The organism is Kitasatospora kazusensis (assembly GCF_039529945.1).
Classification (GTDB): Bacteria; Actinomycetota; Actinomycetes; order Streptomycetales; family Streptomycetaceae; genus Kitasatospora; species Kitasatospora kazusensis.
Genome location: NZ_BAAANT010000001.1, coordinates 189,465 through 214,439, shown reverse-complemented (window position 1 = coordinate 214,439; position 24,975 = coordinate 189,465). Strand labels below are relative to the sequence as shown.

Below are 24,975 nucleotides of genomic sequence, written 5' to 3'. Positions count from 1 at the left end.
AAGCCTACGTCCGGTCCCAGAGTGCGCCGAAGGCGAGGAGTTCGTCGCGGTGCTCGATGCGTCGGACCCAGTCCTGCGGCCAGGCCGCCGCGCCGTGGTGGGCGCCGGCGAACGCGCCGGTGAGGCAGGCGATCGAGTCGGAGTCGCCGGAGGAGTACGCGGCGCGGCGGACGGCCGCGACCGGGTCGTCGGGGAAGAGCAGGAAGCAGAGCAGGCCGGTGGCAAAGGCCTCCTCGGCGATCCAGCCCTCGCCGGTGACCTGGCACGGGTCCGCCTCCGGCTCGGGCCGGGCGAGCGCGGCGTCGAGGCGGTCGAGCACGAAGAGGCACTCGTCCCAGCCCCGGGCGGTGAACTCCTCCGCCGAGTGGTCCTGGGCGTGCGCGGCGAGGTCGCCGAGCCAGAACTCGTCGTAGCGGGTCCGCGAGGCGTCGGCGTGCGCCCTCAGCAGGGCAGGCAGTTCGCCCGGTGCGGCGCCCTCGACCAGCAGCCGGACGGTGTGGGCGGTGAGGTCGCTCGCCGCCAGGGCCGTCGGGTGGCCGTGCGTGAGTGCAGACTGGAGCTGCGCCGCACCCGAGAGTTGACGGTTCGTCAGATCGGGCAGCAGGCCGATCGGGGCGACGCGCATGTTCGCGCCGCAGCCCTTGGAGCCGACGTCGCTCGCCTGCTGCCAGCGGAGGGCCGGCTTGCTCAGGCGCATGCAGGACTTCAGGCAGGTCATGCCCGGCGCGCGGTTGTTGTCGGGCGAGTGGTACCAGTCGACGAACTCCTCGCGTAGCGGCCGCTCCAGGCGCAGCGGCATCAGCGCACCGCGCTCGGTCGCCGTCCGCAGAGCGCGGGCCAGCGCCAGCGTCATCTGGGTGTCGTCCGTCACCAAGGCCGGCGTGGGCAGCGGGAGTTCCCGCCAGTCGGGGCACCAGGCGGCGATCTGCTCGATCTCGTCGAACTCGGTGCGGTGGCCGAGGGCGTCGCCGATCGCGAGGCCCAGCATCGTGCCCGTCGCGGACTTGCGCACGGTGTCCCCCGGTCTTCTACAGCTCGACGATCAGTTCTTCCAGCCCCCGGATCACGTACCCCGGGCGCCAGGCGGGCTCGCGGACCAGCCGCAGCCCGGGCGCCCGGCGCAGCAGCGCTCCGTAGGACTCGGTCAGCTCCATTCTGGCCAACGGAGCTCCCAGACAGAAGTGAATTCCGGCGCCGAAGGTGATGTGCGGGTTGTCGGCGCGGGCGACGTCGAGCCGGTCGGGGGCGGTGAAGCGGGCCGGGTCGCGGTTGGCGGAGCCGAAGAGCAGGGCCACCTCCGAGCCGCGCGGGACGGTCACCCCGGCCACCTCGATGTCCTCCAGCACCCAGCGCTCGAACATCTGCAGCGGGGTGTCGTAGCGCATCAGCTCCTCCACGGCGGTGGGCAGCAGTTCGTCCACCGAGCCGCGCAGCAGGGCGAGTTGGGCGGGGTTGCGGAACAGTGCCCACCAGCCGTTGCCGGTGGTGTTGACCGTCGCCTCGTGCCCGGCGTTGAGCAGCAGCACGCAGGTGGAGACCATCTCCTGCTCGGTCAGCGCATCCGTGCCCTCGGCCGCCGCGACCAGCCCGCTGATCAGGTCCTCGCCGGGGTGCGCCCGGCGCTCGCGGATCAGTCCGCGCAGGTAGTCGGAGAACTCGGTGCTGGCCGTCACCGCACGGCGGGCGGTCTCGGCGGAGGGGTTCAGTTCGAACATCCCGGTGATGTCCGCCGACCAGGGCCGCAGCAGCCCCCGGTCCGCCTCCGGCACGCCGAGCATCTCGGCGATCACCGCGACCGGCAGCGGCTCGGCGACGGCGGCGATCAGGTCGCCGCCGCCGTCCGCGAGCAGCCCGTCCACCAGCTCGCCGGCGAGCCGCCGGACGGTCGGGCGCAGCGACTCGACCATCCGCGGGGTGAACGCCTTCGACACCAGCCGCCGGATCCGGGTGTGGTCGGGCGCCTCCAGGTCGAGCAGCCCGTGGTCGTTGAGGGTGTGGAACGGCTCGTACGCGGGGTCCGGCGCGGGCCGGCCGAACTCCTCGTGGGTGTAGCGGTGGGTGTACGTCCGCCCGAGCCGGCGGTCCCGGAGCAGCGCGCTGACGTCCTCGTACCGCGAGACCAGCCACTGCCCGGTCGGCTCGTACCGGGTGACCGGCGCGTGCTCGCGCAGCGTCGCGTACGCGTCGTACGGGTGCGCGACGAACGCCGCCGACCAGGGGTCGAACCCGCTGCCCTCGGACGCGCTGCCGACGGACGCGCCGCCCACGGGTGCACTGGCCACGATGATCACTCCCAGGTCGTCGGGAGCGCCATCGTACGGGGGCGGCTCACTCCCCCGCGATGATCCGGCCGACCAGGGCGGGCAGGGCGGTGGAGATCGGCTCGCGGACCAGCTCGTCCGCCAGCGGGTCGTACGGGGTCGGCTCGGCGTTGACGACGATCAGGCGGGCGCCGCCCTCGACGGCCGTCTCGACCAGCCCGGCGGCGGGGTGCACCTGGAGGGTGGAGCCGACGGCCAGGAACAGGTCGCAGCCCTTGGCGACGGCCCGGGCCCGGTCCAGGACCACCGGGTCGAGGAGCTCGCCGAACATCACCGTGGCGGGCTTGAGCACGCCGCCGCAGGCGAGGCAGGCCGGGTCGGGCTCGCCGGCCGCGAGCCGGGCGAGCGCGTCGCCCATCTCGCCGACCACCCGGCAGCGCAGGCACTGCACCTGCCGTGCGTTGCCGTGGAGTTCGAAGACCTTGCGGTCGGGCAGCCCGGCCTTCTGGTGCAGCCCGTCGACGTTCTGGGTGAGCACCCGCATCGGCAGCCCGCTGCGCTCCAGCTCGACCAGCGCGCGGTGGCCCGCGTTGGGTTCGGCGGGCAGCGCGCCCATGTCCCGGCGCATCAGCCAGGCCCGGCGGCGGATCTCGGGTTCCGCGACGTAGTGCCGGTACGTCACCAGCTTCGCGGCCTCGGGGTCGCGCTGCCACAGGCCGTTCGGGCCGCGGTAGTCGGGGATGCCCGAGTCGGTGGAGATCCCGGCACCGGTGAGGACGGCGACCAGCGGCCGCTTGGCGTTCATGGCACCAGACGGTACGGGCGGATCACCCTGGAGTGCGAACGGTTTGCGAAGCCCGCCCGCCGGCCCGGCACCGTCCGTTACCGTGGGCGGGTGACCAGCGCCGATGCCCTGAAGACCTGGCTGACCACTCGTACGCCCGAGCAGCTGACCGAACTACTGGAGCAGCGCCTGCTCCCCTACTCCGCCGGCCCCGGGCTGGACGACCCGGCCCGGCTGGCCGACCACCTGCTGAGCGCCAACTCCGTGCTGCTCGGCATGCGTTCGCTCGACGCGGCGCAGATCCAGGTGCTCACGGCGATCGCCGTACTGGCCGAGCGGCTGCACGGGCCGGCCCGGGTCTCGGCGGCCCGGCCGGGCCCGGCCGGGTTCGCCGGGACGAACCTCGCCGCCCGGCCGGGCGCGTTCACCGTCCGGCCGCCGGAGCCGGCCGAGCGCGCGGTGCCCCGGGCGCAGCTGGTCGCCGAGCTGGGCGAAGGGGTGCGCCCGGTGCTGGACGCCCTGGCCGAGCGGGCGCTGCTGCTGCCGCCGCACGGCGAGCTGCTGACCGTGCCGGCGGTGCTGCACCAACAGGCGAGCGAGCTCCAGGGGTTCGGCCGGCCGGCCGCCCTGCTGCTCTCCGACGCGTACAAGGCCGCCGAGATCCGCCGGATCGCGGACGCACTGGACCTGCCGCCCGCCCGGACCAGGGAGGAGGCGCAGCAGGCGGTGGTCGGGTTCCTCCAGGACGGCGCGGCGGTGCGCCGCCTGGTCGCCGGTGCGCCGCCGGACGCGGTCGAGCTGCTGGACTCGCTCGTCCCCGGGCCACCGCTGCTGCGCACCCACTGCTTCGTGCCGGACACCGGCAGCTACTACGGCGCCACCAGCAAGTTCCACTTCCGCCAAGGCGGTTCGGGTGACCCCGGGACGGACTGGCTGGCCGCGCGCGGCCTGGTGATCCCGATCGGGATCGACCTGGTGGAGCTGCCGTACGAGGCCGGGGCGGCGCTGCGGGACGGCGAGGAGGAGCTCCCGTTCGAGCCGGAGCCGCCCGCCGTCGGGTCCGCCCGCCCGCTGCCCGAGCGGGCCGGCGGCGAAGCACAGGCCGCCGCCACCGCGGCGCTCTCCCGGGTCGAACTGCTGCTCCGGGCCACCGCCGCGGAGCCGCTCGCCGTCCGCAAGGCGGGCGGGATCGCCGTCCGCGACACCCGCCGGCTGGCCAAGGCGGTCGGGGCGCCCGAGCAACAGGCCCGGCTCTGGCTCGACCTCACCGCCAACGCGGGCCTGCTCGCCCCGCACCGGGACACCCCGCCGCCCACCCGCAGCCGCAAGCCCGTCCCGCCGCCGCCCGCCCGGATGCTGCCCACCGCCCGCTACGACGACTGGCTGACCGCCCCGCCCGCCGACCGGCTGGTGCCGCTGATCGCGGCATGGGCGGTCACCCCCGAGGTGTTCAGCCACTGGCCGGAGGGCGAGGGCACGCCGGTCGCGCTGATCTCCCCGGAGGACCCGTACGCGGTGCCGCTGCGGCACGCGCTGCTGGAGGCGCTTGCCCGGCTGCCCGCCGGACACGGGCTGGGCGCGGCCGCCTCGCTGACCGAGGACACGGTCGACGAGCTGATCGACGCTGTCGGCTGGCACAATCCGATGGGTCTGCAACTGGACGACGAAGTCGACGAGTTGGTGACGGCCACGCTGGCCGAGGCGGAACTGCTGGGCGTGGCCGCGCACGGTTCGCTGACCCCGGTCGGACACGCGGTGCTCGCCCTGCTGCGCGCGGGCGCGGGCCGCTGGTACCCCGCGGTGCCGGGCGCCGGGCCCGCACTGGACCGGCACCCGGAGCTGGCCGGGGCCGTCGCCGGGCTGCGGGCCGCCCTCGCCGAGCTGGTACCGCCGCCGCTGACCACCGCCCGCTTCCAGGCCGACCTCACCGTGGTCGTCCCCGGTGCCGCCGCACCCGAACTCACCGAGCTGCTCGGCTCGGTGGCCGACCGCGAGTCCGACGGGCACGCCGTGGTCTGGCGGATCGGGGCTGCCTCGGTGCGGCGGGCCCTGGACGCGGGCGCGGACGCCGCCGACCTGCTGGAGCGGCTGGCCGAGGTGTCCGAGGGCGGGCTCGCACTGCCGCAGACGCTGGAGTACCTGCTGAAGGACACCGCCAGGACGCACGGGCGGGTCCGGGTGGTGCGGTCGACCTGCTGCCTGCGCTCGGACGACGAGGCCCTGGTGCACGAACTCTCCAGGACCCGCAGCCTCACGAAGATCGGCCTGCGCCGGATCGCCCCGACCGTCCTGATCAGCACCGCCTCCCCCGCCGACACCCTCGCGGCGCTGCGCCAGGCCGGCTACGCGCCCGTCCTGGAGGCGGAGACCGGCACCACCGTCGTCGAACGCACCTCCCAGGAGCGCGCCACCGTCGAGATGCCCGAACTCGCCGACGCCCGCCACCACTACGGCCGGGGCCCCGCCACCCCGGGGGCACTGGCGGCAGCGATCCTCCGACGCTGACGGGTACCCCCAGGGGCGCGGGGTTCACGTACGCAGTTGGCTACCCCAGGGGCGCGGGGAACTGCGCGACCGGGGCACAACGGAGGTGCACGGTTGCGCGCGCAGTTCCCCGCGCCCCTGCTGTGGTTGACCAATTGCGTACGTGAACCCCGCGAAAACAGGGTGCGCCCGGAAGGGCGACCCCGCACACTGACCGGGAATCCCGAACCTCCGAAGGAGTCCCGTGCAGGGCGCTGTCACCGTCTCACCGTCCCAGGTCCCCGAGCTGCTGCTGGGTCTGGCCACCGTCAGGCCGGTGTTCCTGTGGGGCGCGCCCGGGATCGGGAAGTCCTCCCTGGTCAGGGAGTTCGCGGACTCGCTCGGCCTGGAGTGCGTGAGCCTGATCGGGACGCAGCTCGCGCCCGAGGACCTGATCGGGGTCCCGCAGATCACCCCGGAGGGGCGCTCGCGGTTCTGCCCGCCCGAGTCGATCGCGCGGGACGAGCCGTACTGCCTCTTCCTGGACGAGCTCAACGCCGCCACGCCCGACGTGCAGAAGGCGTTCTACTCGCTGATCCTGGACCGCCGGATCGGCTCGTACGAGCTCCCGGCGGGCTCGATCGTGATCGGCGCGGGCAACCGGGCCACCGACGGCGCCCTGGCCCGGCCGATGGCGTCCGCCCTGGTCAACCGCCTGGTCCACGTCCACCTGCGGGCCAGCGCCACCGACTGGCTGAGCTGGGCTGCGGGCAACGGCATCCACCCGTGGGTCGTCGACTACCTCACCGACCGCCCCGACCACCTGTGGTCGGCGCCGCCGAAGTCCGAGGAGCCGTTCTCCACCCCGCGCGCCTGGCACATGCTGTCCGACACCCTGCACTCCTTCGGCCCCACTCTGGACGAGCCGACGCTCAAGGTGCTCACGTACGGGCTGCTCACCCCGCAGCACGCGGTGAGCTTCTGCGGGTACGCGAAGATCGTCCGCAACTCGTACGGGCTGGACGCGATCCTCAAGGGCGACGCCCGCTGGCCGCACCGGCCGGAGGACCGCGACCTGCTGTACTACCTGGCCGACGCCTTCCGCGGACGGCTGGTCAAGGAGCTGCCCGCGCAGAAGGAGCACGCCTCCAATGCGCTGCGCCAGACGGCCTTCCGGGCCAAGTCGCTGCTCGTCCAGCTCGCCGAGATCTCGGTCGAGGTCGCCCAGACGGTGATCGCCGACGGCGCGGACGGCAACCCGGTGCTGCCCTCCTGGTTCCTGATCGAGGCCGCCCGCGACATGCCCCGGCTGGTCGAGGCCCGCCGGTGAGCACGAAGCAGGCCAAGCCGCCCGCCAAGGACCACGCGGCGGAGGCCTTCGCCGAGGGGCTCCAACTGCTGCGCCGCAACGCCGCGTTCACCTCCGTCAACGGCAGCATCTGCCGGAGCCCCACCTGCGCCCACTACCCCGTGGACGGCCTGGTCGCGGTGGACTCCGACGGCACCCTGCACGTCAACCCCAAGCGGCGCGCCGAACCGGCCGAGTGGGCCTGGGCGTTGGCGCACTGCCTGCTGCACCTGGGCTTCGGCCACCTGCCCGCCGTCCGGGGTCCGCGCCAGGCCCCCGACGCGTACGAGCTGGCCGCGCGCTGCACGGTGGTCAACCGCTTCCTGGCCACCTTCCCGGTCGGCCGGGCCCCCTTCGAGCTGCCCCCCTCCTACCCGGGCGGGGACGAGGAGGAGCTCGCCGCCCGCTGGCGCCGCGACGGCCTGCCGCAGGTGCCGAGCCTTGCGGGGCCCGAGCCCGACCAGCGGCTCCTGCCGTGGACGGGCGGGCGCGCCCCCGAGGACTGGACGGTGGCCTTCGCCGCCGCGCTCACCCGGACGATGTCCGCCGCCATGGACGTGGCCGGCGGGCGGCGGGACGAACTCACCGGCCAGCGCACGCCCGAACGGCCGTGGACGCGCGCGCTCAACTGGTTCATCTCCTCCTACCCGCTGCTCGGCGGACTCGCCGCCGGGATGACGCTGGTCGCCGACGCCGAACTCGCCCGCGCCCAGGACATCTCCATCGCCGCCGTGAACGCCGACGCGGGCGAGATCTACCTCAACCCGCTGCGCCACTACAGCGACGAGGAGTGGCGGTTCATCCTCGCCCACGAGATGCTGCACGCCGCGCTGCGCCACGGCGACCGCTGCGGGGCCCGCGACCCGTACCTGTTCAACGTCGCCGCCGACTACGTGATCAACGGCTGGCTGCTGGAGATGGGCGTCGGCGAGATGCCCGACGGCCTGCTGCACGACCCCACGCTCAAGGGGCTCTCGGCGGAGGAGGTCTACGACCGGATCGTCCGCGACCAGCGCCGCATCCGCCGCCTCGCCACCCTGGCCGGCAAGGGCCGGCCGGACGTGCTCGGCGAACCGCTCGGCCGCCCGCGCGACTACGTCGACCTGGACGACTTCTACCGGCGCGGCCTCCAGCAGGGCTTCGAACTGCACGGCCGCGAACGCGGACTGCTCCCCGCCGGGTTGGTCGAGGAGATCCGCGCGCTCGCCCACCCGCCGCTGCCCTGGGACGCCCGACTGGCCCGCTGGTTCGACGAGTTCGTCCCCTCCCCGCAGCCCGTCCGGAGCTACGCCCGCCCGTCCCGCCGCCAGGCCGCGACACCGGACATCCCGCGCGCCGGGCGCTACTACCCTCCGGAGGAGGTGGCCCGCTGCACCTTCGGCGTCGTCCTGGACACCTCCGGCTCGATGAGCCGCACCCTGCTCGGCAAGGCGCTGGGCGCGATCGCCTCGTACGCGGCCGCGCGGGACGTCACGGCGGCCCGGGTGGTCTTCTGCGACGCGGCCCCGCACGACGCGGGATTCCTGCCGGCCGACGAGATCGCCGGGCGGGTCCGGGTCCGGGGGCGCGGCGGCACCGTCCTCCAGCCCGGGATCGACCTGCTGGAGCGCGCCGAGGACTTCCCGCCGGGCGCCCCGATCCTGCTGATCACCGACGGCGAGTGCGACGTCCTGCGGGTGCGGCGGGAACACGCGTACCTGGTGCCCCAGGGGTCAGGGCTGCCGTTCACCCCGCGCGGGCCGGTCTTCCGCATGCGGTGACGGCTCCGCCGATGAGCCAGTTGCGCTGCTACCCGAGGGGCGCGGGGAACTGCGCGAAGCGGGAGGCAACGGTCCGCACCTTCCGACGTCGCGCAGTTCCCCGCGCCCCTGCTGTGGTTGCCCTGACCGCGCAGAGTCTCGCTCAGAGCACCCGCTTGATCTCGCCGCGGGCCCGGTAGAAGCCGCCGCGCTCGGAGGCGTGCACCTCGGCGACCAGGTAGCGGGCACCGGGGACGCGGACGTCCTTGGGGAACTGGACCCGCCAGGTGGGGTCGAAGCCGGGGGAGGTGACGCGGATCCGGGTGCGGGCGCCCTCCTGGACGCACTCCACCTCGATGCCGCCGAGGCTCCCGGCCTGCGCGGCGCTCACCGTCTCCAGCGCCGCGCCGGGCGCGACCGCCTCCCAGCCCGCCGCCTTGACGTCCGCCGCCTGCGGCAGCCGGCCGCCCTCGGCCGCGCGGACGGCCGTCTCGCTCACGTCGATGCAGGCCAGCGAGCCGTCGGTGGTCACGATGTAGAGCCGCTCGCCGCGGTACTGCATGCTGTACGCCGAGCCGCAGCCCGTGCCGAGCTTCCACAGCCGGGTGCCGTCCGCCGCGAAGCAGTACACGGACGAGGAGTTGTCACCCGCGAAGACGTACTTGCCGTCGGGTGAGGTGGCACAGGAGTACACCGAGCCGTCGCAGCGGTACCGGGCGGTCTGCGAGCCGTCCGCCTTGGCCAGCCGGTGGACCCAGCCCCGGCTGGTACCGGCGAAGACCTCGTCGCGCTCCTGCCAGCCGAAGAGCACCGAGCCCTCCGTCCGGCTGTGCCAGACCTGCTCGCCGCCGCGCGACTCGTAGCGGGAGATGCCGGCCGAGTGCCCGTGGTAGACGCCGTCCGCGTCGCACCGCACCATCCAGCCGCCGGTGCCGTTGGTGGAGCGCCGCCACTGGAACTCGTCCTCGTGGTCCACCGTGGTGATGCTGCCCTGGGCGTCGGAGACGCCGAGCACGCCGTCGTGGATGTCCAGCCAGTAGATGTCCACGTCGGCCGCGATCTCGTACGCGACCCGGGGGATCTTGCCGCCGAGGTCGTAGACCCGGCCGTCGTCGCAGCCGGCGTAGATCCAGTAGTCGTCCGCGACGATGCACTTGACGCCGTCCGGCAGCCCGAAGCGGCCGGTGACCTGGCCGTCGTGGGTGAGGGTGTAGACGTCGCCGGCCTGGTTGCCGACCCAGGCGTGCTCCTCGCCGACGAAGATCCCGAACGCGTCGGCGCCGGACTTGAAGCGCCAGAGCACCGGGGCCTGACGGGCCGTCGACCGGGTGCTGGCGATCACCCGGCGGGTCACCTCGCGCCGCTGCCGGACGCCGCGCTGCGCGGGGGCGTAGCCCTTGCGGACCTTCTCGCCGACCTTCTTGGCGGCCGCGGCGGCGGCCTTCTCCGCCGTCGGGTAGGCGGTGGTCTTCGCCTGGCCCGACTCGCCTATCCGGCCGTAGGTGATGGTCAGCTCCAGCCCGGACAGGACCACTTCGTAGAACTTGTGGGTACTGCCCTGCTCCTCGGAGAGTTCGAGGTAGGTGGTCTGGTCAGCGGACATCGCGAGCTCCTCCGGGTGTGCGGCGACAGCCGGCGAGTACCTGGCGGCACTGCCCGTCGACCTGATCAAACTATCGGCCGCCACTGACGGTCGGCCGGATCGGACCGTTGGGTCGGACGGGTCAGACAGCGGCGGGAGCGGACACCGCCGCCGGACGGGTGCCGCGGACCGGCAGGGTGAAGGCCACCAGGAAGAGGACCGCTCCGACCGGCATCAGGTCCAGGCTCGCCCCCATCAGGACGGTGCCGACCAGGACCAGCACCGGGCTCCAGACACTGACCGTCCGCGCCCGGCCGATCGCGGCGATCACCAGCAGGGCGAGCAGGCCGAGGTAGAAGAAGAGCGGGCAGAGCGAGTAGAAGACCGGCAGCACGCCCGGGTGGGACTGGATCTGACCGAACATCCGGTCCTGGTCGGCGAGGTCGACCGCGTGGCTGCCGACGTAGAGGTCGATCGAGACCTGGCCGAGCGAGGCGGCCAGGCCGACCAGCGAGGTGCCGAGCGCCAGCCCGGCGCCGATCCGGCTGCGCCGCGCGGCCAGGCGGTGCAGGCCGAGGAAGACCGGGGCGAACAGCAGCAGGCCTGCCAGCAGGAAGGCGTGGCCGGTGATCCAGCCGGGCCCGGGGCCGTGCCGCCCGTCGAGGAGCCGGACGACCCCGTACACCCCGAGGAGTACGGGGGCGCCCACCAGGGCGGCGGAGGTGAGCTGCGAGCGGTGGTGCGAGGTGGCGTTCATACGGTGTCCCGTTCAGGAGAGGTCGTGTTCGATGTGACCAATCCTGTTCGGAACGGCTCCTGTTGGGATCGCCGGTACCGGCGAATCCCGCCGCTCCCCCGCACGGGGGAGCAACGGGGAGCACCGGGGGGAGAACCCGCCCGTACGAGGGAGAAGGGCGCTCAGCCCTCCCCCGCGACGACCGCCCCGGCCTCGTACGCGAAGACCACCGCGTGGACGCGGTCCCGCAGCCCGAGCTTGCTGAGCACGTTGCTGACGTGCGTCTTCACGGTGTGCTCGCTCACCACCAGTTCGGCCGCGATCTCCGCGTTGGACATGCCCCGGGCCAGCAGCCGCAGCGTCTCCTGCTCACGGATCGTCAGCTGCTCCAGCAGCCGGGACGGCGCCCGCAGCGTGGCGGACGCGCCGGACGGCTTGCGGGCCGCGAACTCGCTGATCAGACGGCGGGTCACGGACGGCGCGAGCAGCGCCTCCCCGGAGGCGACCATCCGGACGCCGTGCACCAGGTCGTCCCGGCGGACGTCCTTGAGCAGGAAGCCGCTGGCGCCCGCGTACAGCGCGTCGTAGACGTAGTCGTCGATGTCGAAGGTGGTCAGCATGATCACCTTGCAGTCGGGGTACCGCTCGCAGACCTGCCGCGCCGCCTCCAGGCCGTCCATGACGGGCATCCGGACGTCCAGCAGCAGCACGTCGGGGCGGTGCTCCCCGACCGCGGCGACGGCCTGTTCGCCGTCCGAGGCCTCGGCGACCACCTCGATGTCCGGCTGGGCGTCCAGGATCATGCCGAACCCGGCCCTGACCAGCTCCTGGTCATCGGCGACCACCACGCGTATCACTGCCATACCTGTTCCCCCACCTCAGAAACTCACGTCAGAAGCTCACGCCAGAAACTCACGTCACAAGCTCACGTCACAAGCTCACGTCACAAGCTCGTCAAGCCCCGAGGGGCAGTTCCGCACTCACCAGGAAGCCCTCGCCCGCCGCGCCCGGCCCGGTCACGGCCCGGCCGCCGCAGGCGGCGGCGCGCTCCCGGATGCCGATCAGCCCGCGCCCGCCGGACGACGCCGCGACGGCCTTCGACGGATCGGCCGTGACGCCGAGCCCGTTGTCCGCCACCTCGACCTCCAGCGCCATGGCCGTCCGGGCGACCCGGACGACCGCGTAGTCCGCGCCCGAGTGCTTCACCGTGTTGGTCAGCGCCTCCTGGACGATCCGGTAGGCCGCCGCCTCGACGTCAGCCGGAATCGTACGCTGCCCGGGCAGGTCGAGCCCGGCGAGTTCCAGCTCCACCTCGATGCCCGCCTGCCGGACCCGCTCGACCACCGCCGCGAGCTCCGCCAGCTTGGGCTGCGGCGCCAGAACGGGCCCGGTGCCCTCCTCCTTGAGCACGCCGAGCACCCGGCGCAGCTGCACCATCGCGTCCCGGCCGGAGTCGGCGATGGCGTCGAACGCCTTGACCGCCCGGTCCGGGTCGCTCCGCACCACCACCGGGCCGGCCTCCGCCTGGATCACCATCAGCGAGACGGCGTGCGCCAGGATGTCGTGCATCTCGCGGGCGATCCGGCCGCGCTCCTCCGCCACCGCGCGGGCCGCGTCGCTGGCGGCCCGCAGACCGACCTCGTGGGCCCGCTCGCGCTCCAGCTGCGCCAGCCGGCGGACCTCGCGGACCACCGAGCCGAAGACGAAGCTGCCGACCGACATCAGCAGGCTGAACAGCATCCCGTTGACCGAGTGGGTGCCGAGGATGTTCGCCACCACCAGGACGGCCAGCATCGACCAGCGCTGCCAGTCCCGCCCGAGGTTCGCCAGGGTGTAGATGCCGATCACCCCGTACAGCTCGACCTGTGGCTGCGCCGAGTGCGCCACGATCGACAGGGCCAGCGCGGGGATCCCCGAGGCGAGGAAGGCCCCGCCCGGGAAGCGCCGCCGCCAGGGCAGGGAGAACGCGGTGCTGACCGCCAGCAGGTACACCCACCAGGGCCAGCCCCGGTTGTCGCAGAACACCGCCCAGGCCGAGACCGCGGCCGAGGCCAGGGCGAGCAGGGTGTCCAGCACGTACGGGTTCACCCCGCCGAACCATGCCTTCAACCGCCCGGCCCGCGCCGTCATCTCCGCCTGCAGGCGCGTTGCGCGCTCCACGTCCACCCCTCCCGCAGCCGGACGTGCGCCGGCCCCCCGGGAGAGATCTTTCCGTACCGGCAGGCGGGCGGGCACCCGGGGCCCTCCGGCCGGCCCGGACACCGGTGACCAGGCCCGCTCAGACACCGGTGACCGTCACGCTGCCGGTCTGGGCGGTCGCGGTGATGCTCCGGGCGGCGCCCGGCTCCTGGCGGACTCCGATGTCGACGCTGCCGGTCTGCGCGGAGGCGTTCACCGCGTACGTGCCGTCCTTCGGCACCCGCAGCAGGATGCTCCCGGTCTGGGTGGTCACGGACACGGTCGTCGGGTCGCCCGCGAACGCGGCGGTGACACTGCCGGTCCCGGTCGTCAGCCGGACCTTCCCGGAGCCGAGCCCGCTCGCGTCGACCGTCCCGGTCTGGGTCTTCACCTCCACCTCGGCGACCAGCCCGCTCAGCCGCACCGAACCGGTGTCGGCCGCGACCCGCACCACCGTGCCGGCCGGGACCCGGACGTCGTAGCCCACCGAGCAGTCGTGGTCCGGGCAGCTGTACGTGAGGGTGAGCGTGCCGTCGGCGCTGGTGAGGTGCGTCGCGGCGGGAGCCTTGGCCCGGTACTGCTGGTGCTCCGTCACGTTCACCGCCGTGCCCCCGCCGACCACCCGGATGTCACCGGTGTCGCCCTGCAGGACCAGCGTGTGCACCGGCCCGGTGACGCCGTAGCTGACGTCCTGGTGCTGGTCCCGGTCGTCCAGGAAGCAGCCGGACATCCCGAACGCCACGGCAGCGGTGATGCCGACGGCGCCGATCACACGGGACAGGCTCTTGCTCATGGTGTTCCCCCTCGACAGGCGGCCGGCCCACCCGGACCGACACCCCAGAGCCTGCCCTCCCGCCCCCTCCCCCCGGATCGCCCGCCCGAGCGGTTTCCCCGCCTCCCCCGCACGGGGGAGCTGCCCGGTGAACCCGCGGACACGCCGCAGGGCGGCCACCCCGTGTGGGGTGACCGCCCTGCGGTTCGAGCGGGGACTACTCAGCCGGTGTAGGGGCCGTAGTCGTAGTCGTCCAGCGGGACGGCCTGGCCGGAGCCGGTGCCGAAGGGCGACAGGTCGTAGTCGTCGTAGCCGACGGCCGAGTACATCGCGGCCTTGGCCTCTTCGGTGGGCTCGACCCGGATGTTGCGGTAGCGGGGCAGACCCGTACCGGCCGGGATGAGCTTACCGAGGATGACGTTCTCCTTGAGGCCAAGGAGCGGGTCCGACTTGGCGTGGATCGCCGCGTCGGTGAGCACGCGGGTCGTCTCCTGGAAGGAGGCGGCCGACAGCCAGGACTCGGTCGCCAGCGAGGCCTTGGTGATACCCATCAGCTGCGGACGGCCGGAGGCGGGGTGACCGCCCTCGGAGACCACGCGACGGTTCTCGGTCTCGAAGCGGCCGCGCTCGACGAGCTCGCCCGGGAGCAGCTCGGCGTCGCCCGACTCGATGATCGTCACGCGGCGGAGCATCTGCCGGATGATGATCTCGATGTGCTTGTCGTGGATCGACACACCCTGCGAGTTGTAGACCTTCTGGACCTCGGCGACCAGGTGGATCTGGACCGCACGCTGGCCCATGATCCGCAGGACGTCGTGCGGGTTCATCGTGCCGGCGGTCAGCTTCTGGCCGACCGCGACCGCCTCGCCCTCGCTGACCAGCAGCTTGATGCGCTTCGAGACCGGGTAGGCGATCTCGTCGGTGCCGTCGTCCGGCGTGACGACGACCTTGCGGGTCTTCTCGGTGTCCTCGATGCGGACCCGGCCCTGGGCCTCGGAGACCGGGGCCACACCCTTGGGGGTACGGGCCTCGAAGAGCTCCACGACACGGGGCAGACCCTGGGTGATGTCGTCACCGGCCACACCACCGGTGTGGAAGGTACGCATGGTCAGCTGGGTACCGGGCTCACCGATGGACTGGGCGGCGATGATGCCGACCGCCTCACCGATGTCGACCAGCTTGCCGGTGGCCAGCGAACGGCCGTAGCAGAAGGCACAGGTGCCGACCGCCGACTCACAGGTGAGGATCGAGCGGGTCTTGACCTCGCTGATGCCGTTACGGATCAGCTCGTCGATCAGGACGTCACCGAGGTCGGTGTTCGCGGTCGCGACGAGCTTGCCGTCGATCGTGATGTCCTCGGCCAGCATGCGGGCGTAGACGCTGGTCTCGACGTCGTCCGTCTTGCGCAGGACGCCGTTCTCGACCGTGCCGATCGCCAGCTTGAGGCCGCGCTCGGTGCCACAGTCCTCCTCGCGAATGATGACGTCCTGGGAGACGTCGACCAGACGACGGGTGAGGTAGCCGGAGTCCGCGGTACGAAGCGCGGTGTCGGCCAGACCCTTACGGGCACCGTGGGTGGAGATGAAGTACTCGAGGACGGTGAGGCCCTCACGGAACGACGCCTTGATGGGACGGGCGATCGTCTCGTTCTTCGCGTTCGACACCAGACCACGCATACCGGCGATCTGACGCATCTGCATCATGTTTCCTCGAGCACCCGAGTCCACCATCATGAAGATGGGGTTGGTCTTCTCGAAGTTGGCGTTCATCGCCTCGGCGACCTCGTTGGTCGCCCGGGTCCAGATGCCGATGAGCTCCTGCTTGCGCTCGTCGTTGGTGATCAGACCGCGCTCGTACTGCTTCTGGATCTTCTCGGCCTGCGCTTCGTAGCCCTCGAGGATCTGGGCCTTCTGCGGCGGGACGACGACGTCCGAGATCGAGACGGTGACACCCGAGCGGGTCGCCCAGTGGAAACCGGACGCCTTCAGGTTGTCCAGGGTCGCCGCGACGACGACCTTGGGGTAGCGCTCCGCCAGGTCGTTGACGATCGCGGAGAGCTGCTTCTTGCCCACCTCGTAGTCGACGAACGGGTAGTCCTCGGGCAGCAGCTCGTTGAAGAGCGCGCGGCCCAGGGTGGTCTGCAGGCGGAAGGACTCGCCCTCGAACCAGGTCGACTGACCGTCCTCGTCGACCGGCGGGGTCCAGCCACGGGGCGGGACGGTGCCGATCGGCAGGCGGATGTCGACGACGGCCTGGACGTCCAGCTGCTTCGCGTCGAAGGCCATGACGGCCTCGGCGGTCGAGGTGAACGAGCGGCCGCCGCCCTTCACTGCCTCGCGGTCCGAGGTCAGGAAGAACAGACCCAGCACCATGTCCTGGGTCGGCATGGTGACGGGGCGACCGTCGGCCGGCTTCAGGATGTTGTTCGAGGACAGCATCAGGATGCGGGCCTCGGCCTGCGCCTCCGCGGAGAGCGGCAGGTGGACGGCCATCTGGTCACCGTCGAAGTCCGCGTTGAACGCGGTACAGACGAGCGGGTGGATCTGGATGGCCTTGCCCTCGACCAGCTGGGGCTCGAAGGCCTGGATGCCGAGGCGGTGCAGGGTGGGCGCACGGTTCAGCAGAACCGGGTGCTCGGCGATGACCTCTTCGAGGACGTCCCACACGACCGGGCGGGCGCGCTCGACCATGCGCTTGGCCGACTTGATGTTCTGCGCGTGGTTCAAGTCCACCAGGCGCTTCATCACGAACGGCTTGAAGAGCTCCAGCGCCATGGCCTTCGGCAGACCGCACTGGTGCAGCTTGAGCTGCGGGCCGACGACGATGACCGAACGGGCCGAGTAGTCGACGCGCTTGCCGAGCAGGTTCTGACGGAAACGACCCTGCTTGCCCTTCAGCATGTCGCTGAGGGACTTCAGCGGACGGTTGCCGGGGCCCGTGACCGGGCGGCCGCGACGGCCGTTGTCGAAGAGGGCGTCGACCGCCTCCTGGAGCATGCGCTTCTCGTTGTTCACGATGATCTCGGGGGCACCGAGGTCGAGAAGGCGCTTCAGGCGGTTGTTGCGGTTGATCACACGGCGGTACAGGTCGTTCAGGTCGGAGGTCGCGAAGCGGCCACCGTCCAGCTGCACCATCGGACGCAGGTCCGGCGGGATGACCGGGACGCAGTCCAGCACCATGCCGTTGGGCTTGTTGGTGGTCTGCAGGAAGGCGGAGACGACCTTGAGGCGCTTGAGCGCACGGGTCTTCTTCTGGCCCTTGCCGCTGCGGATGATCTCGCGCAGCCGCTCGGACTCCTCGGCCAGGTCGAACGTCTCCAGGCGGTCCTTGAGCGCCGCGGCGCCCATCGAGCCGGAGAAGTACGTGCCGAAGCGGTCGCGCAGCTCGCGGTAGAGCAGCTCGTCGCCCTCGAGGTCCTGGACCTTGAGGTTCTTGAAGCGGGCCCAGACCTCGTCCAGACGGTCCAGCTCGCGCTGCGCACGGTCGCGCAGCTGCTTCATCTCACGCTCGGCACCCTCGCGCACCTTGCGGCGCACGTCGGCCTTGGCGCCCTCGGCCTCAAGCTCGGCGAGGTCGGTCTCGGCCTTCTTCGCGCGGTTCTCCAGGTCGGAGTCGCGACGGTTCTCGATCTGCTGGCGCTCGACCGAGACGTGCGCCTCCAGGGACGGGAGGTCGCGTGCGCGGCGCTCGTCGTCCACCCAGGTGATCATGTAGGCGGCGAAGTAGATGACCTTCTCGAGGTCCTTCGGCGCCAGGTCGAGCAGGTAGCCGAGGCGGCTGGGGACACCCTTGAAGTACCAGATGTGGGTGACCGGCGCGGCCAGCTCGATGTGGCCCATCCGCTCACGGCGCACCTTGGCACGAGTGACCTCGACGCCACAGCGCTCGCAGATGATGCCCTTGAAGCGGACACGCTTGTACTTGCCGCAGTAGCACTCCCAGTCCCGGGTCGGACCGAAGATCTTCTCGCAGAAGAGCCCGTCCTTTTCCGGCTTCAGGGTGCGGTAGTTGATGGTCTCCGGCTTCTTGACCTCGCCGTGGGACCACTGGCGGATGTCGTCGGCGGTCGCGAGGCCGATGCGGAGCTCGTCGAAGAAGTTGACGTCAAGCACTGGTCGTCAAGCCCTCTTTCGTAAGTCGAAAGGTGTTCATCTGGTCTGAGGGGGCCTGGGGGCGGGCCGGCTGCACCTTGGGGCAGCCGGCCCAACCTCCGTCAGACCTCTTCGACGCTGCTCGGCTCGCGCCGGGACAGGTCAATGCCGAGCTCCTCGGCCGCGCGGAACACGTCCTCGTCCGAGTCCCGCATCTCGATGGACGAGCCGTCCGAGGACAGCACCTCCACGTTGAGGCAGAGCGACTGCATTTCCTTGATGAGGACCTTGAAGGACTCGGGAATGCCGGGCTCGGGGATGTTCTCGCCCTTGACGATCGCCTCGTAGACCTTCACGCGGCCCAGGACGTCGTCGGACTTGATGGTGAGCAGTTCCTGCAGGGCGTAGGCCGCGCCGTACGCCTCAAGGGCCCACACCTCCATCTCACCGAATCGCTGACCACCGAACTGCGCCTTACCACCGAGCGGCTGCTGGGTGATCATCGAGTACGGACCGGTCGAACGGGCGTGCAGCTTGTCGTCGACCAGGTGGTGCAGCTTGAGGATGTACATGTAGCCGACCGAGACCGGCATCGGGAACGGCTCGCCGGAGCGGCCGTCGAACAGCCGGGCCTTGCCGGTGGAGTTCACCAGGCGCTCACCGTCACGGGTGAGGGTGGTGTGGTCCAGCAGGCCGGTGATCTCGTCCTCGCGGGCGCCGTCGAAGACGGGGGTGGCGAGGTTGGTGCCGCCCTCGACCGTGTCGGCGCCGATGACCTGCAGGCGCTTGGCCCACTCGTCGGCGAGACCGGAGACGTCCCAGCCCTGCTTGGCGAGCCACCCGAGGTGGATCTCCAGGACCTGTCCCGGGTTCATTCGGGACGGGACACCCAGCGGGTTCAGGATGATGTCGACCGGGGTGCCGTCCGCGAGGAACGGCATGTCCTCGACGGGCAGGATCTTGGAGATGACACCCTTGTTGCCGTGACGGCCGGCCAGCTTGTCACCGTTGGTGATCTTGCGCTTCTGGGCCACGTAGACCCGGACCAGCTGGTTGACGCCCGGCGGCAGCTCGTCGCCCTCTTCGCGGTCGAAGACGCGGACGCCGATGATCTTGCCGGACTCACCGTGCGGCACCTTCAGCGAGGTGTCGCGGACCTCACGGGCCTTCTCACCGAAGATGGCGCGCAGCAGGCGCTCCTCCGGGGTCAGCTCGGTCTCACCCTTGGGCGTGACCTTGCCGACCAGGATGTCACCGGTGGTGACATCGGCGCCGATCCGGATGATGCCGCGCTCGTCGAGGTCCGCGAGGACCTCCTCGGAGACGTTCGGGATGTCCCGGGTGATCTCCTCCGGGCCCAGCTTGGTGTCACGGGCGTCGACCTCGTGCTCCTCGATGTGGATCGAGGAGAGGACGTCGTCCTGCACGAGGCGCTGCGACAGGATGATCGCGTCCTCGTAGTTGTGACCCTCCCAGGACATGAACGCCACGAGCAGGTTCTTGCCCAGCGCCATCTCGCCCTCGTCGGTGCAGGGACCGTCGGCGAGGACCTGGTGGACCTCGACCCGGGAGCCCTCGTCGACGAGCACCTTCTGGTTGAAGGCGGTGCCCTGGTTCGAGCGGGTGAACTTGGCGGCGCGGTACGTGGTGTACGTGCCGTCGTCGTTCGCCACGGTGACGTAGTCGGCGGAGACCTCCTGCACGACACCGGCCTTCTCGGCCACGATCACGTCGGCGGCGTCGACCGCACAGCGGTACTCCATGCCGGTACCGACCAGCGGGGCCTCGCTCTTCAGCAGCGGCACCGCCTGACGCATCATGTTGGAGCCCATGAGCGCGCGGTTGGCGTCGTCGTGCTCCAGGAAGGGGATCATCGCGGTGGCGACGGACACCATCTGGCGCGGCGAGACGTCCATGTAGTCGATCTCGGAGCCCGGGATGTAGTCGATCTCGCCGCCACGGCGGCGGACGAGGACACGGGGCTCGGCGAAGTGGAGGTCGTCCGTCAGCGGGGCGTTGGCCTGCGCGATGACGAAGCGGTCCTCCTCGTCGGCGGTGAGGTAGTCGACCTGCTCGGTCACGACACCGTCGATGACCTTGCGGTACGGGGTCTCGATGAAGCCGAAGGCGTTCACCCGGCCGTACGAGGCCAGCGAGCCGATCAGACCGATGTTCGGGCCTTCAGGGGTCTCGATGGGGCACATGCGGCCGTAGTGCGACGGGTGGACGTCACGGACCTCGAAGCCGGCGCGCTCACGGGACAGACCACCCGGGCCCAGCGCGGACAGACGACGCTTGTGGGTCAGACCCGACAGCGGGTTCGTCTGGTCCATGAACTGGGACAGCTGGCTGGTGCCGAAGAACTCCTTGATGGAGGCGACGACCGGCCGGATGTTGATCAGGGTCTGCGGCGTGATCGCCTCGACGTCCTGGGTCGTCATGCGCTCACGCACGACGCGCTCCATACGGGCGAGACCCGTACGGACCTGGTTCTGGATCAGCTCGCCGACGTTGCGCAGGCGACGGTTGCCGAAGTGGTCGATGTCATCGACCTCGACGACGATGTCGCGCTGCTCGTCACGCCACTCGGTCTCGCCCGCGTGCAGCTTCACCAGGTACTTGATCGCACCGATGATGTCGGGCTCGGTGAGGACGCCGGAGTCCAGCGACTCGCCGTTGCCGAGCTTGCGGTTGACCTTGTAACGGCCGACCTTGGCGAGGTCGTAGCGCTTCGGGTTGAAGTAGAGGTTCTCCAACAGCGTCTGCGCGGCCTCGCGGGTCGGCGGCTCGCCAGGGCGCAGCTTGCGGTAGATGTCCAGGAGCGCGTCGTCCTGGCCCTGGGTGTGGTCCTTCTCCAGGGTGGCGCGCATCGACTCGTACTCGCCGAACTCCTCGAGAATCATCTCGTTGGTCCAGCCGAGAGCCTTCAGCAGCACGGTGACCGACTGCTTGCGCTTGCGGTCGATGCGGACACCGACCATGTCGCGCTTGTCGATCTCCATCTCCAGCCAGGCACCACGCGAGGGGATGACCTTGCAGGAGAAGATGTCCTTGTCGGACACCTTGTCCAGGGAGGAGTCGAAGTAGACACCGGGGGAACGGACCAGCTGCGAGACGACGACACGCTCGGTGCCGTTGATCACGAACGTGCCCTTGTGGGTCATGAGCGGGAAATCGCCCATGAAGACCGTCTGAGACTTGATCTCACCGGTCTCGTTGTTGGTGAACTCGGCGGTGACGAAGAGCGGGGCCGCGAACGTGAAGTCGCGGTCCTTGCACTCGTCAATGGAGTTCTTCGGCGGCTCGAAACGGTGGTCGCGGAAAGTCAGCGACATCGACCCACTGAAGTCCTCGATCGGCGAGATCTCTTCGAAGATCTCCTCCAGACCGGACTTGGTGGGGACGTCCTGACCACTGTCCAACGCCGCCTCGACCCGGGACTTCCAGGCCGCATTGCCGAGCAGCCAGTCAAAGCTCTCGGTCTGCAGGGCCAGGAGGTTCGGGACCTCGAGGGGCTCCTTGATCTTCGCGAACGAGACGCGAAGCGGGGCGGTGGATGCGGCGGATGTGTTCGAGGCGTTGCGCGGCGCGGCCAAGAGGGGGGTCCTTCCGAGGGCTCGGAGCTCACTACGCGCGTACCGGCCGGGCCTGAAAGGGCTCGGTCCCGCCCCCGGCGCCGTGGGTCTCAGCCGGGAAGATCTCCCAGGTCAGAGCCGCATTGCGGAGGTGGTGCCAGACCCCGTCAGGGCAACGCAAACTCCGGGCGACGAGTCACGGAGCAGCTAACAGGCAGCGCAAAGGGACAGTGTAGCCAAAAGGCACACTGCTGACAAGTCCTGATTCGGAGACCGAATCGGACGCTCCCTCCGGTAGCCACCCGCCGGCCCGGCCGCTCGATGAGCGGCCCTGCCGCAGGGTGGTCCCTGCCCTCGTACAACCATCGACCCGGGGACTCCCGGGCCGCCGCACCTCACGAGGAGTCACTTCCCGCCGGGGCTGCTGAATATGCATCCAGAGCCGCTCCAACTGGCAGTGCCCTCCACTCAGGGGCGCGCGCTTCGAGAATCGCGCCCCTGGTGCAGTTCGTCAAGGCCCTCCCGTGCGGGAAGGACCTCGGTCTGCTCATCGCTCGGAACCCCCTGGGCGTTACAGAACCCATGGTGGGAGCCACTCCCGATGACAGCGATCACCCTACCTGGCACCACTGACAGTGGCCGAGTGCACAATCGGCCAGACTGGCGAACCCCGCCTCCTGCACCACTCCCGGCACACCCTCCCCGGGCGCGCCCTCGCCCCTCGCCCGCCCCTCCCGGAGCCCTCGCGGAGCCCTCCCGGGGCTCCCTCCGGGAACGAAAAAGGCCGGGCCGACCACCCGTAGGGGTGATCGGCCCGGCCCGCGTGCCCCCTCAGAGGGGGCACTGAGTCACTTGACGGTGACCTTGGCGCCAGCGGCCTCGAGGGCAGCCTTGGCCTTCTCGGCAACGTCCTTGGCAACCTTCTCCAGGACAACGGCGGGGGTGCCGTCGACGAGGTCCTTCGCCTCCTTCAGGCCGAGGGAGGTGAGGGCGCGCACCTCCTTGATGACCTGGATCTTCTTCTCGCCAGCGCCCTCGAGCACGACGTCGAACTCGTCCTGCTCCTCGACGGCCTCAACGGCGGCGGCCGGGCCGGCCGGGCCGGCGGCGACGGCGACGGCGGCGGTGACGTCGAACTTCTCCTCGAAGGCCTTCACGAACTCAGAGAGCTCGATGAGGGTCATCTCCTCGAACTGCGCGAGCAGGTCGTCCTGGGACAGCTTCGCCATGATGGCGTCCTTCCAATAATCGGCAGGTGGTGCCGGATGTACGGATTGGCGGGCGTACGGGCCCGCAGCGAGGCTTTAGCCTGCCGTCACGCCCCCGGAGGGGCATGGGGGTACTACTCGGCGGGGGCGTCCTCGGCGGCGGGAGCCGGCGTACCGGCACCGCCCTGCTCGACCTTGTCGCGAAGCGCGTCCACGGTGCGGACGAGCTTCGAGGGCAGGGCCTGGAAGACCGCGGCAGCCTGCGAGGGCTTGGCCTTCAGGGCACCCGCCAGCTTGGCGAGCAGCACCTCGCGGGACTCGAGGTCCGCGAGCTTCTTGATCTCATCGGCGGTCAGTGCCTTACCGTCAAGGACACCGCCCTTGATGATGAGAGCGGGGTTCTCCTTGGCGAAGTCACGCAGAGCCTTCGCCGACTCCACCGGGTCACCGGTGACGAAGGCAACCGCCGTCGGACCCGCGAACAGGTCGTCCAGCGTGTCGATCCCGGCCTCGTTGGCCGCAATCTTGGTCAGCGTGTTCTTCACCACGGCGTAATCGGCGTTCTCGCCGAGCGAGCGGCGGAGCGTCTTGAGCTGCTTCACCGTCAGACCGCGGTACTCGGTCAGCACGGCCGCGTTCGAGGAACGGAACTTGTCCGTCATCTCCGCGACAGCAGCAGCCTTGTCAGGCCTTGCCATAGGCTTACGCCTCCTTCCGTGATGTCGAAGTCGGGCCGACCGCGAGTGTCGACCATTCCCACCTCGGACACGCTGAACGAAGGAAGCCCCTGCAGAAACAGTGAGAGCCCTCGTGCGCAGGCGCACGGGGCTCTGATTGACCTCGACAGTCGAACGGCAAGCCGCACGGACCGGAAGTCCAAGCTCCAAACACTCCTGCGCGGGCCGTCTGCGGCAATTCGCAGATCCTTCGGCTGCTCCACTCCCTCGCGGGACCGGCACAGCAACCAGCGGTCTTTGGCAGACTTAACCGTACTCGACCTCACCCGATTCGGCCAAATCCACAACGCAACCGGGTACCCCAGGGGCGCGTGAGGGTACCTCCCGGCCGAAGGCTGGGGGAGAACTGCGCGAAACCGGAAGGTACAGCGCCGCACCCTCCCGCCTCGCGCAGTTCCCCGCGCCCCTGGGTAGTGCAACTGATCGGCGGTGCCTACGGCCGCAGCGGCGGAAGGCTCGCCGTCCCAGCGTCGAAGGTGTCCGTCTCGGCCGGGGCCTGGACGGACAGCGGGCCGGCGAACTCGCTGTAGCGGACGGTGTCGTCCAGCCGGGCCGTCCCGCCCGCCGCCGTCCGGCGGAGCTGGACGAGCTGGTCCTTGTCGTTCAGCCAGAGGTCGAGCGTCAGCCCGGTCGGGCCGCCCTGGCCGAGGGCCGTCCGCAGCGCGTCCCGCCGGGCGGGGGTCAGCTGGGTCTGCGCGGCGACGTACCCGTCGACGGTGGTGGTCACCCGGTAGTGCTGGACGGTGGTGTCGCCGAGCTTCTCCTCGCCCAGCAGCTCCGGCGCGTCCGCGGCGGAGGCGGCGGCCAGCGCCACCACCGGGTTGAGCCGGTCGACCAGCCCGGAGTACGGGACGTCCCCGCCGGACCCGGTGCTGTACCGCTCCCAGTGCCGGCCGCCGAGCCGGGCCGCGGTCGCCTGGTCGCCGCCCAGGTACGCGGTGGTGTCCAGCACCATCAGCTGGTCGACGGCACCGGACCGCTGGAGCTGGAGCACGGTCTTCGGCGCCCAGAAGAGCAGCCCTGTCGCGCTGTCGGTCCCCAGCAGGTAGCTGAACTTGGCCCGGCGGGCGGTGTGCATCGCCAGTTCGGCGGAGAGCAGCACCCCGTGCGGCGAACGGTCGGTGGGCGTGGCGAGCGCCGAGGGCGAGGCGGCCGACGTGCTCGGCGAGGGCAGCGGCCTGCCGTCGGCGGCGCCGGAGCCGCCGGAACACCCCGCCGCACCGGACAGCAGCAGGGCGCCCAGCACCGCGAGCACCGAACGCCGCCGTACCGTCATCGCTTCCTCCAGCCGCCGATCCCCGCCGCACCCAACCTGTCCCCCACCATGCCATGCCACCGCCGGCCCCCCGACGCCGCCCTTGACCGGGCCCAGGGCCTGCTCCCCGAGCCCGGACACGACGACGGGCCCGCGCCCCCTGTCAAGGGGACACGGGCCCGTCGCCGGTGAAGAACTGCCTGCCGGGCTTGCGCCCAGGACGCGGCTACCGCTCAGAGCGCGAGG

General features: G+C 71.2%; 16 protein-coding genes. 3 read left to right on the top strand and 13 right to left on the bottom strand.

Annotated elements, in window-relative coordinates; all coding sequences use genetic code 11:
* Positions 1-4: 4 nt before the first annotated feature.
* Genes ABD330_RS01030 through ABD330_RS01020 form a run of 3 tightly spaced genes read right to left on the bottom strand, consistent with a single transcriptional unit; the run spans position 5 to position 3,066 of the window.
* Positions 5-988: an ADP-ribosylglycohydrolase family protein gene (locus ABD330_RS01030; protein WP_344460020.1), complete on the bottom strand. Its 984-nt coding sequence runs from the start codon at positions 986-988 to the stop codon at positions 5-7.
* Positions 989-1,028: 40 nt separating this feature from the next.
* The gene (locus ABD330_RS01025; RefSeq protein WP_344459671.1) at positions 1,029-2,282 is read right to left on the bottom strand and encodes a cytochrome P450; all 1,254 of its coding nucleotides are present in this window, start codon (positions 2,280-2,282) and stop codon (positions 1,029-1,031) included.
* A gap of 46 nt (positions 2,283-2,328) precedes the next feature.
* On the bottom strand, positions 2,329-3,066 hold the full coding sequence (locus ABD330_RS01020; RefSeq protein WP_344459669.1) for an SIR2 family NAD-dependent protein deacylase: 738 nt from the start codon (positions 3,064-3,066) through the stop codon (positions 2,329-2,331).
* A 90-nt stretch (positions 3,067-3,156) separates the two neighbouring features.
* Between ABD330_RS01020 and ABD330_RS01015 the strand changes: the two genes are divergently transcribed.
* The 3 genes from ABD330_RS01015 (at position 3,157) to ABD330_RS01005 (ending at position 8,616) form a co-directional block, all read left to right on the top strand.
* Positions 3,157-5,550, top strand: coding sequence for a helicase-associated domain-containing protein (locus tag ABD330_RS01015; RefSeq protein WP_344459667.1), 2,394 nt, complete (start codon positions 3,157-3,159; stop codon positions 5,548-5,550).
* Positions 5,551-5,773: 223 nt separating this feature from the next.
* A complete protein-coding gene (locus tag ABD330_RS01010) occupies positions 5,774-6,838 on the top strand; it encodes an ATP-binding protein (RefSeq protein WP_344459665.1) in 1,065 nt (354 codons plus the stop codon).
* A complete protein-coding gene (locus ABD330_RS01005; RefSeq protein WP_344459663.1) occupies positions 6,835-8,616 on the top strand; it encodes a vWA domain-containing protein in 1,782 nt (593 codons plus the stop codon). Before ABD330_RS01010 ends, ABD330_RS01005 begins: the two co-directional genes overlap by 4 nt.
* A 142-nt stretch (positions 8,617-8,758) precedes the next feature.
* Here the strand turns inward: ABD330_RS01005 and ABD330_RS01000 are convergent, their stop codons facing one another.
* The 10 genes from ABD330_RS01000 to ABD330_RS00955 all read right to left on the bottom strand — a co-directional run bounded on the left by ABD330_RS01000 (position 8,759) and on the right by ABD330_RS00955 (position 24,750).
* A complete protein-coding gene (locus ABD330_RS01000) occupies positions 8,759-10,198 on the bottom strand; it encodes a WGR domain-containing protein (RefSeq protein ID WP_344459661.1) in 1,440 nt (479 codons plus the stop codon).
* Between the two features lie 121 nt (positions 10,199-10,319).
* Positions 10,320-10,934 carry a hypothetical protein gene (locus ABD330_RS00995; RefSeq protein WP_344459659.1) on the bottom strand — a complete coding sequence of 205 codons (615 nt, stop codon included), beginning with the start codon at positions 10,932-10,934 and terminating at the stop codon, positions 10,320-10,322.
* Positions 10,935-11,095: 161 nt separating this feature from the next.
* Positions 11,096-11,776 carry a response regulator gene (locus ABD330_RS00990; RefSeq protein ID WP_344459657.1) on the bottom strand — a complete coding sequence of 227 codons (681 nt, stop codon included), beginning with the start codon at positions 11,774-11,776 and terminating at the stop codon, positions 11,096-11,098.
* 91 nt (positions 11,777-11,867) lie between these two features.
* Positions 11,868-13,073 carry a sensor histidine kinase gene (locus tag ABD330_RS00985; RefSeq protein WP_344459655.1) on the bottom strand — a complete coding sequence of 402 codons (1,206 nt, stop codon included), beginning with the start codon at positions 13,071-13,073 and terminating at the stop codon, positions 11,868-11,870.
* Between the two features lie 118 nt (positions 13,074-13,191).
* Entirely contained in the window at positions 13,192-13,884 is a 693-nt protein-coding gene (locus ABD330_RS00980; RefSeq protein WP_344459653.1) for a DUF4097 family beta strand repeat-containing protein, read from the bottom strand.
* Positions 13,885-14,084: 200 nt separating this feature from the next.
* Positions 14,085-17,975, bottom strand: a complete 3,891-nt coding sequence (locus tag ABD330_RS00975) for a DNA-directed RNA polymerase subunit beta' (protein ID WP_344459651.1) — start codon at positions 17,973-17,975, stop codon at positions 14,085-14,087.
* A 101-nt stretch (positions 17,976-18,076) separates the two neighbouring features.
* On the bottom strand, positions 18,077-21,550 hold the full coding sequence (gene rpoB, locus ABD330_RS00970; RefSeq protein ID WP_344459649.1) for a DNA-directed RNA polymerase subunit beta: 3,474 nt from the start codon (positions 21,548-21,550) through the stop codon (positions 18,077-18,079).
* 827 nt (positions 21,551-22,377) lie between these two features.
* The gene (gene rplL / locus ABD330_RS00965; RefSeq protein WP_344459647.1) at positions 22,378-22,758 is read right to left on the bottom strand and encodes a 50S ribosomal protein L7/L12; all 381 of its coding nucleotides are present in this window, start codon (positions 22,756-22,758) and stop codon (positions 22,378-22,380) included.
* 113 nt (positions 22,759-22,871) lie between these two features.
* Positions 22,872-23,435 carry a 50S ribosomal protein L10 gene (gene rplJ, locus ABD330_RS00960; RefSeq protein ID WP_344459645.1) on the bottom strand — a complete coding sequence of 188 codons (564 nt, stop codon included), beginning with the start codon at positions 23,433-23,435 and terminating at the stop codon, positions 22,872-22,874.
* Between the two features lie 472 nt (positions 23,436-23,907).
* Entirely contained in the window at positions 23,908-24,750 is an 843-nt protein-coding gene (locus tag ABD330_RS00955) for an SCO4651 family lipoprotein (protein ID WP_344459643.1), read from the bottom strand.
* Positions 24,751-24,975: the final 225 nt, after the last annotated feature.

What these genes read in the sequence shown, in the direction of transcription:
- ABD330_RS01030 (WP_344460020.1), bottom strand. Translation starts at nt 988, where the DNA reads ATGCTGGGCCTCGCGATCGGCGACGCCCTCGGCCACCGCACCGAGTTC.
- ABD330_RS01020 (WP_344459669.1), bottom strand. Translation starts at nt 3,066, where the DNA reads ATGAACGCCAAGCGGCCGCTGGTCGCCGTCCTCACCGGTGCCGGGATC.
- ABD330_RS01000 (WP_344459661.1), bottom strand. Translation starts at nt 10,198, where the DNA reads ATGTCCGCTGACCAGACCACCTACCTCGAACTCTCCGAGGAGCAGGGC.
- ABD330_RS00995 (WP_344459659.1), bottom strand. Translation starts at nt 10,934, where the DNA reads ATGAACGCCACCTCGCACCACCGCTCGCAGCTCACCTCCGCCGCCCTG.
- ABD330_RS00990 (WP_344459657.1), bottom strand. Translation starts at nt 11,776, where the DNA reads ATGGCAGTGATACGCGTGGTGGTCGCCGATGACCAGGAGCTGGTCAGG.
- ABD330_RS00980 (WP_344459653.1), bottom strand. Translation starts at nt 13,884, where the DNA reads ATGAGCAAGAGCCTGTCCCGTGTGATCGGCGCCGTCGGCATCACCGCT.
- rplL (WP_344459647.1), bottom strand. Translation starts at nt 22,758, where the DNA reads ATGGCGAAGCTGTCCCAGGACGACCTGCTCGCGCAGTTCGAGGAGATG.
- rplJ (WP_344459645.1), bottom strand. Translation starts at nt 23,435, where the DNA reads ATGGCAAGGCCTGACAAGGCTGCTGCTGTCGCGGAGATGACGGACAAG.
- ABD330_RS00955 (WP_344459643.1), bottom strand. Translation starts at nt 24,750, where the DNA reads ATGACGGTACGGCGGCGTTCGGTGCTCGCGGTGCTGGGCGCCCTGCTG.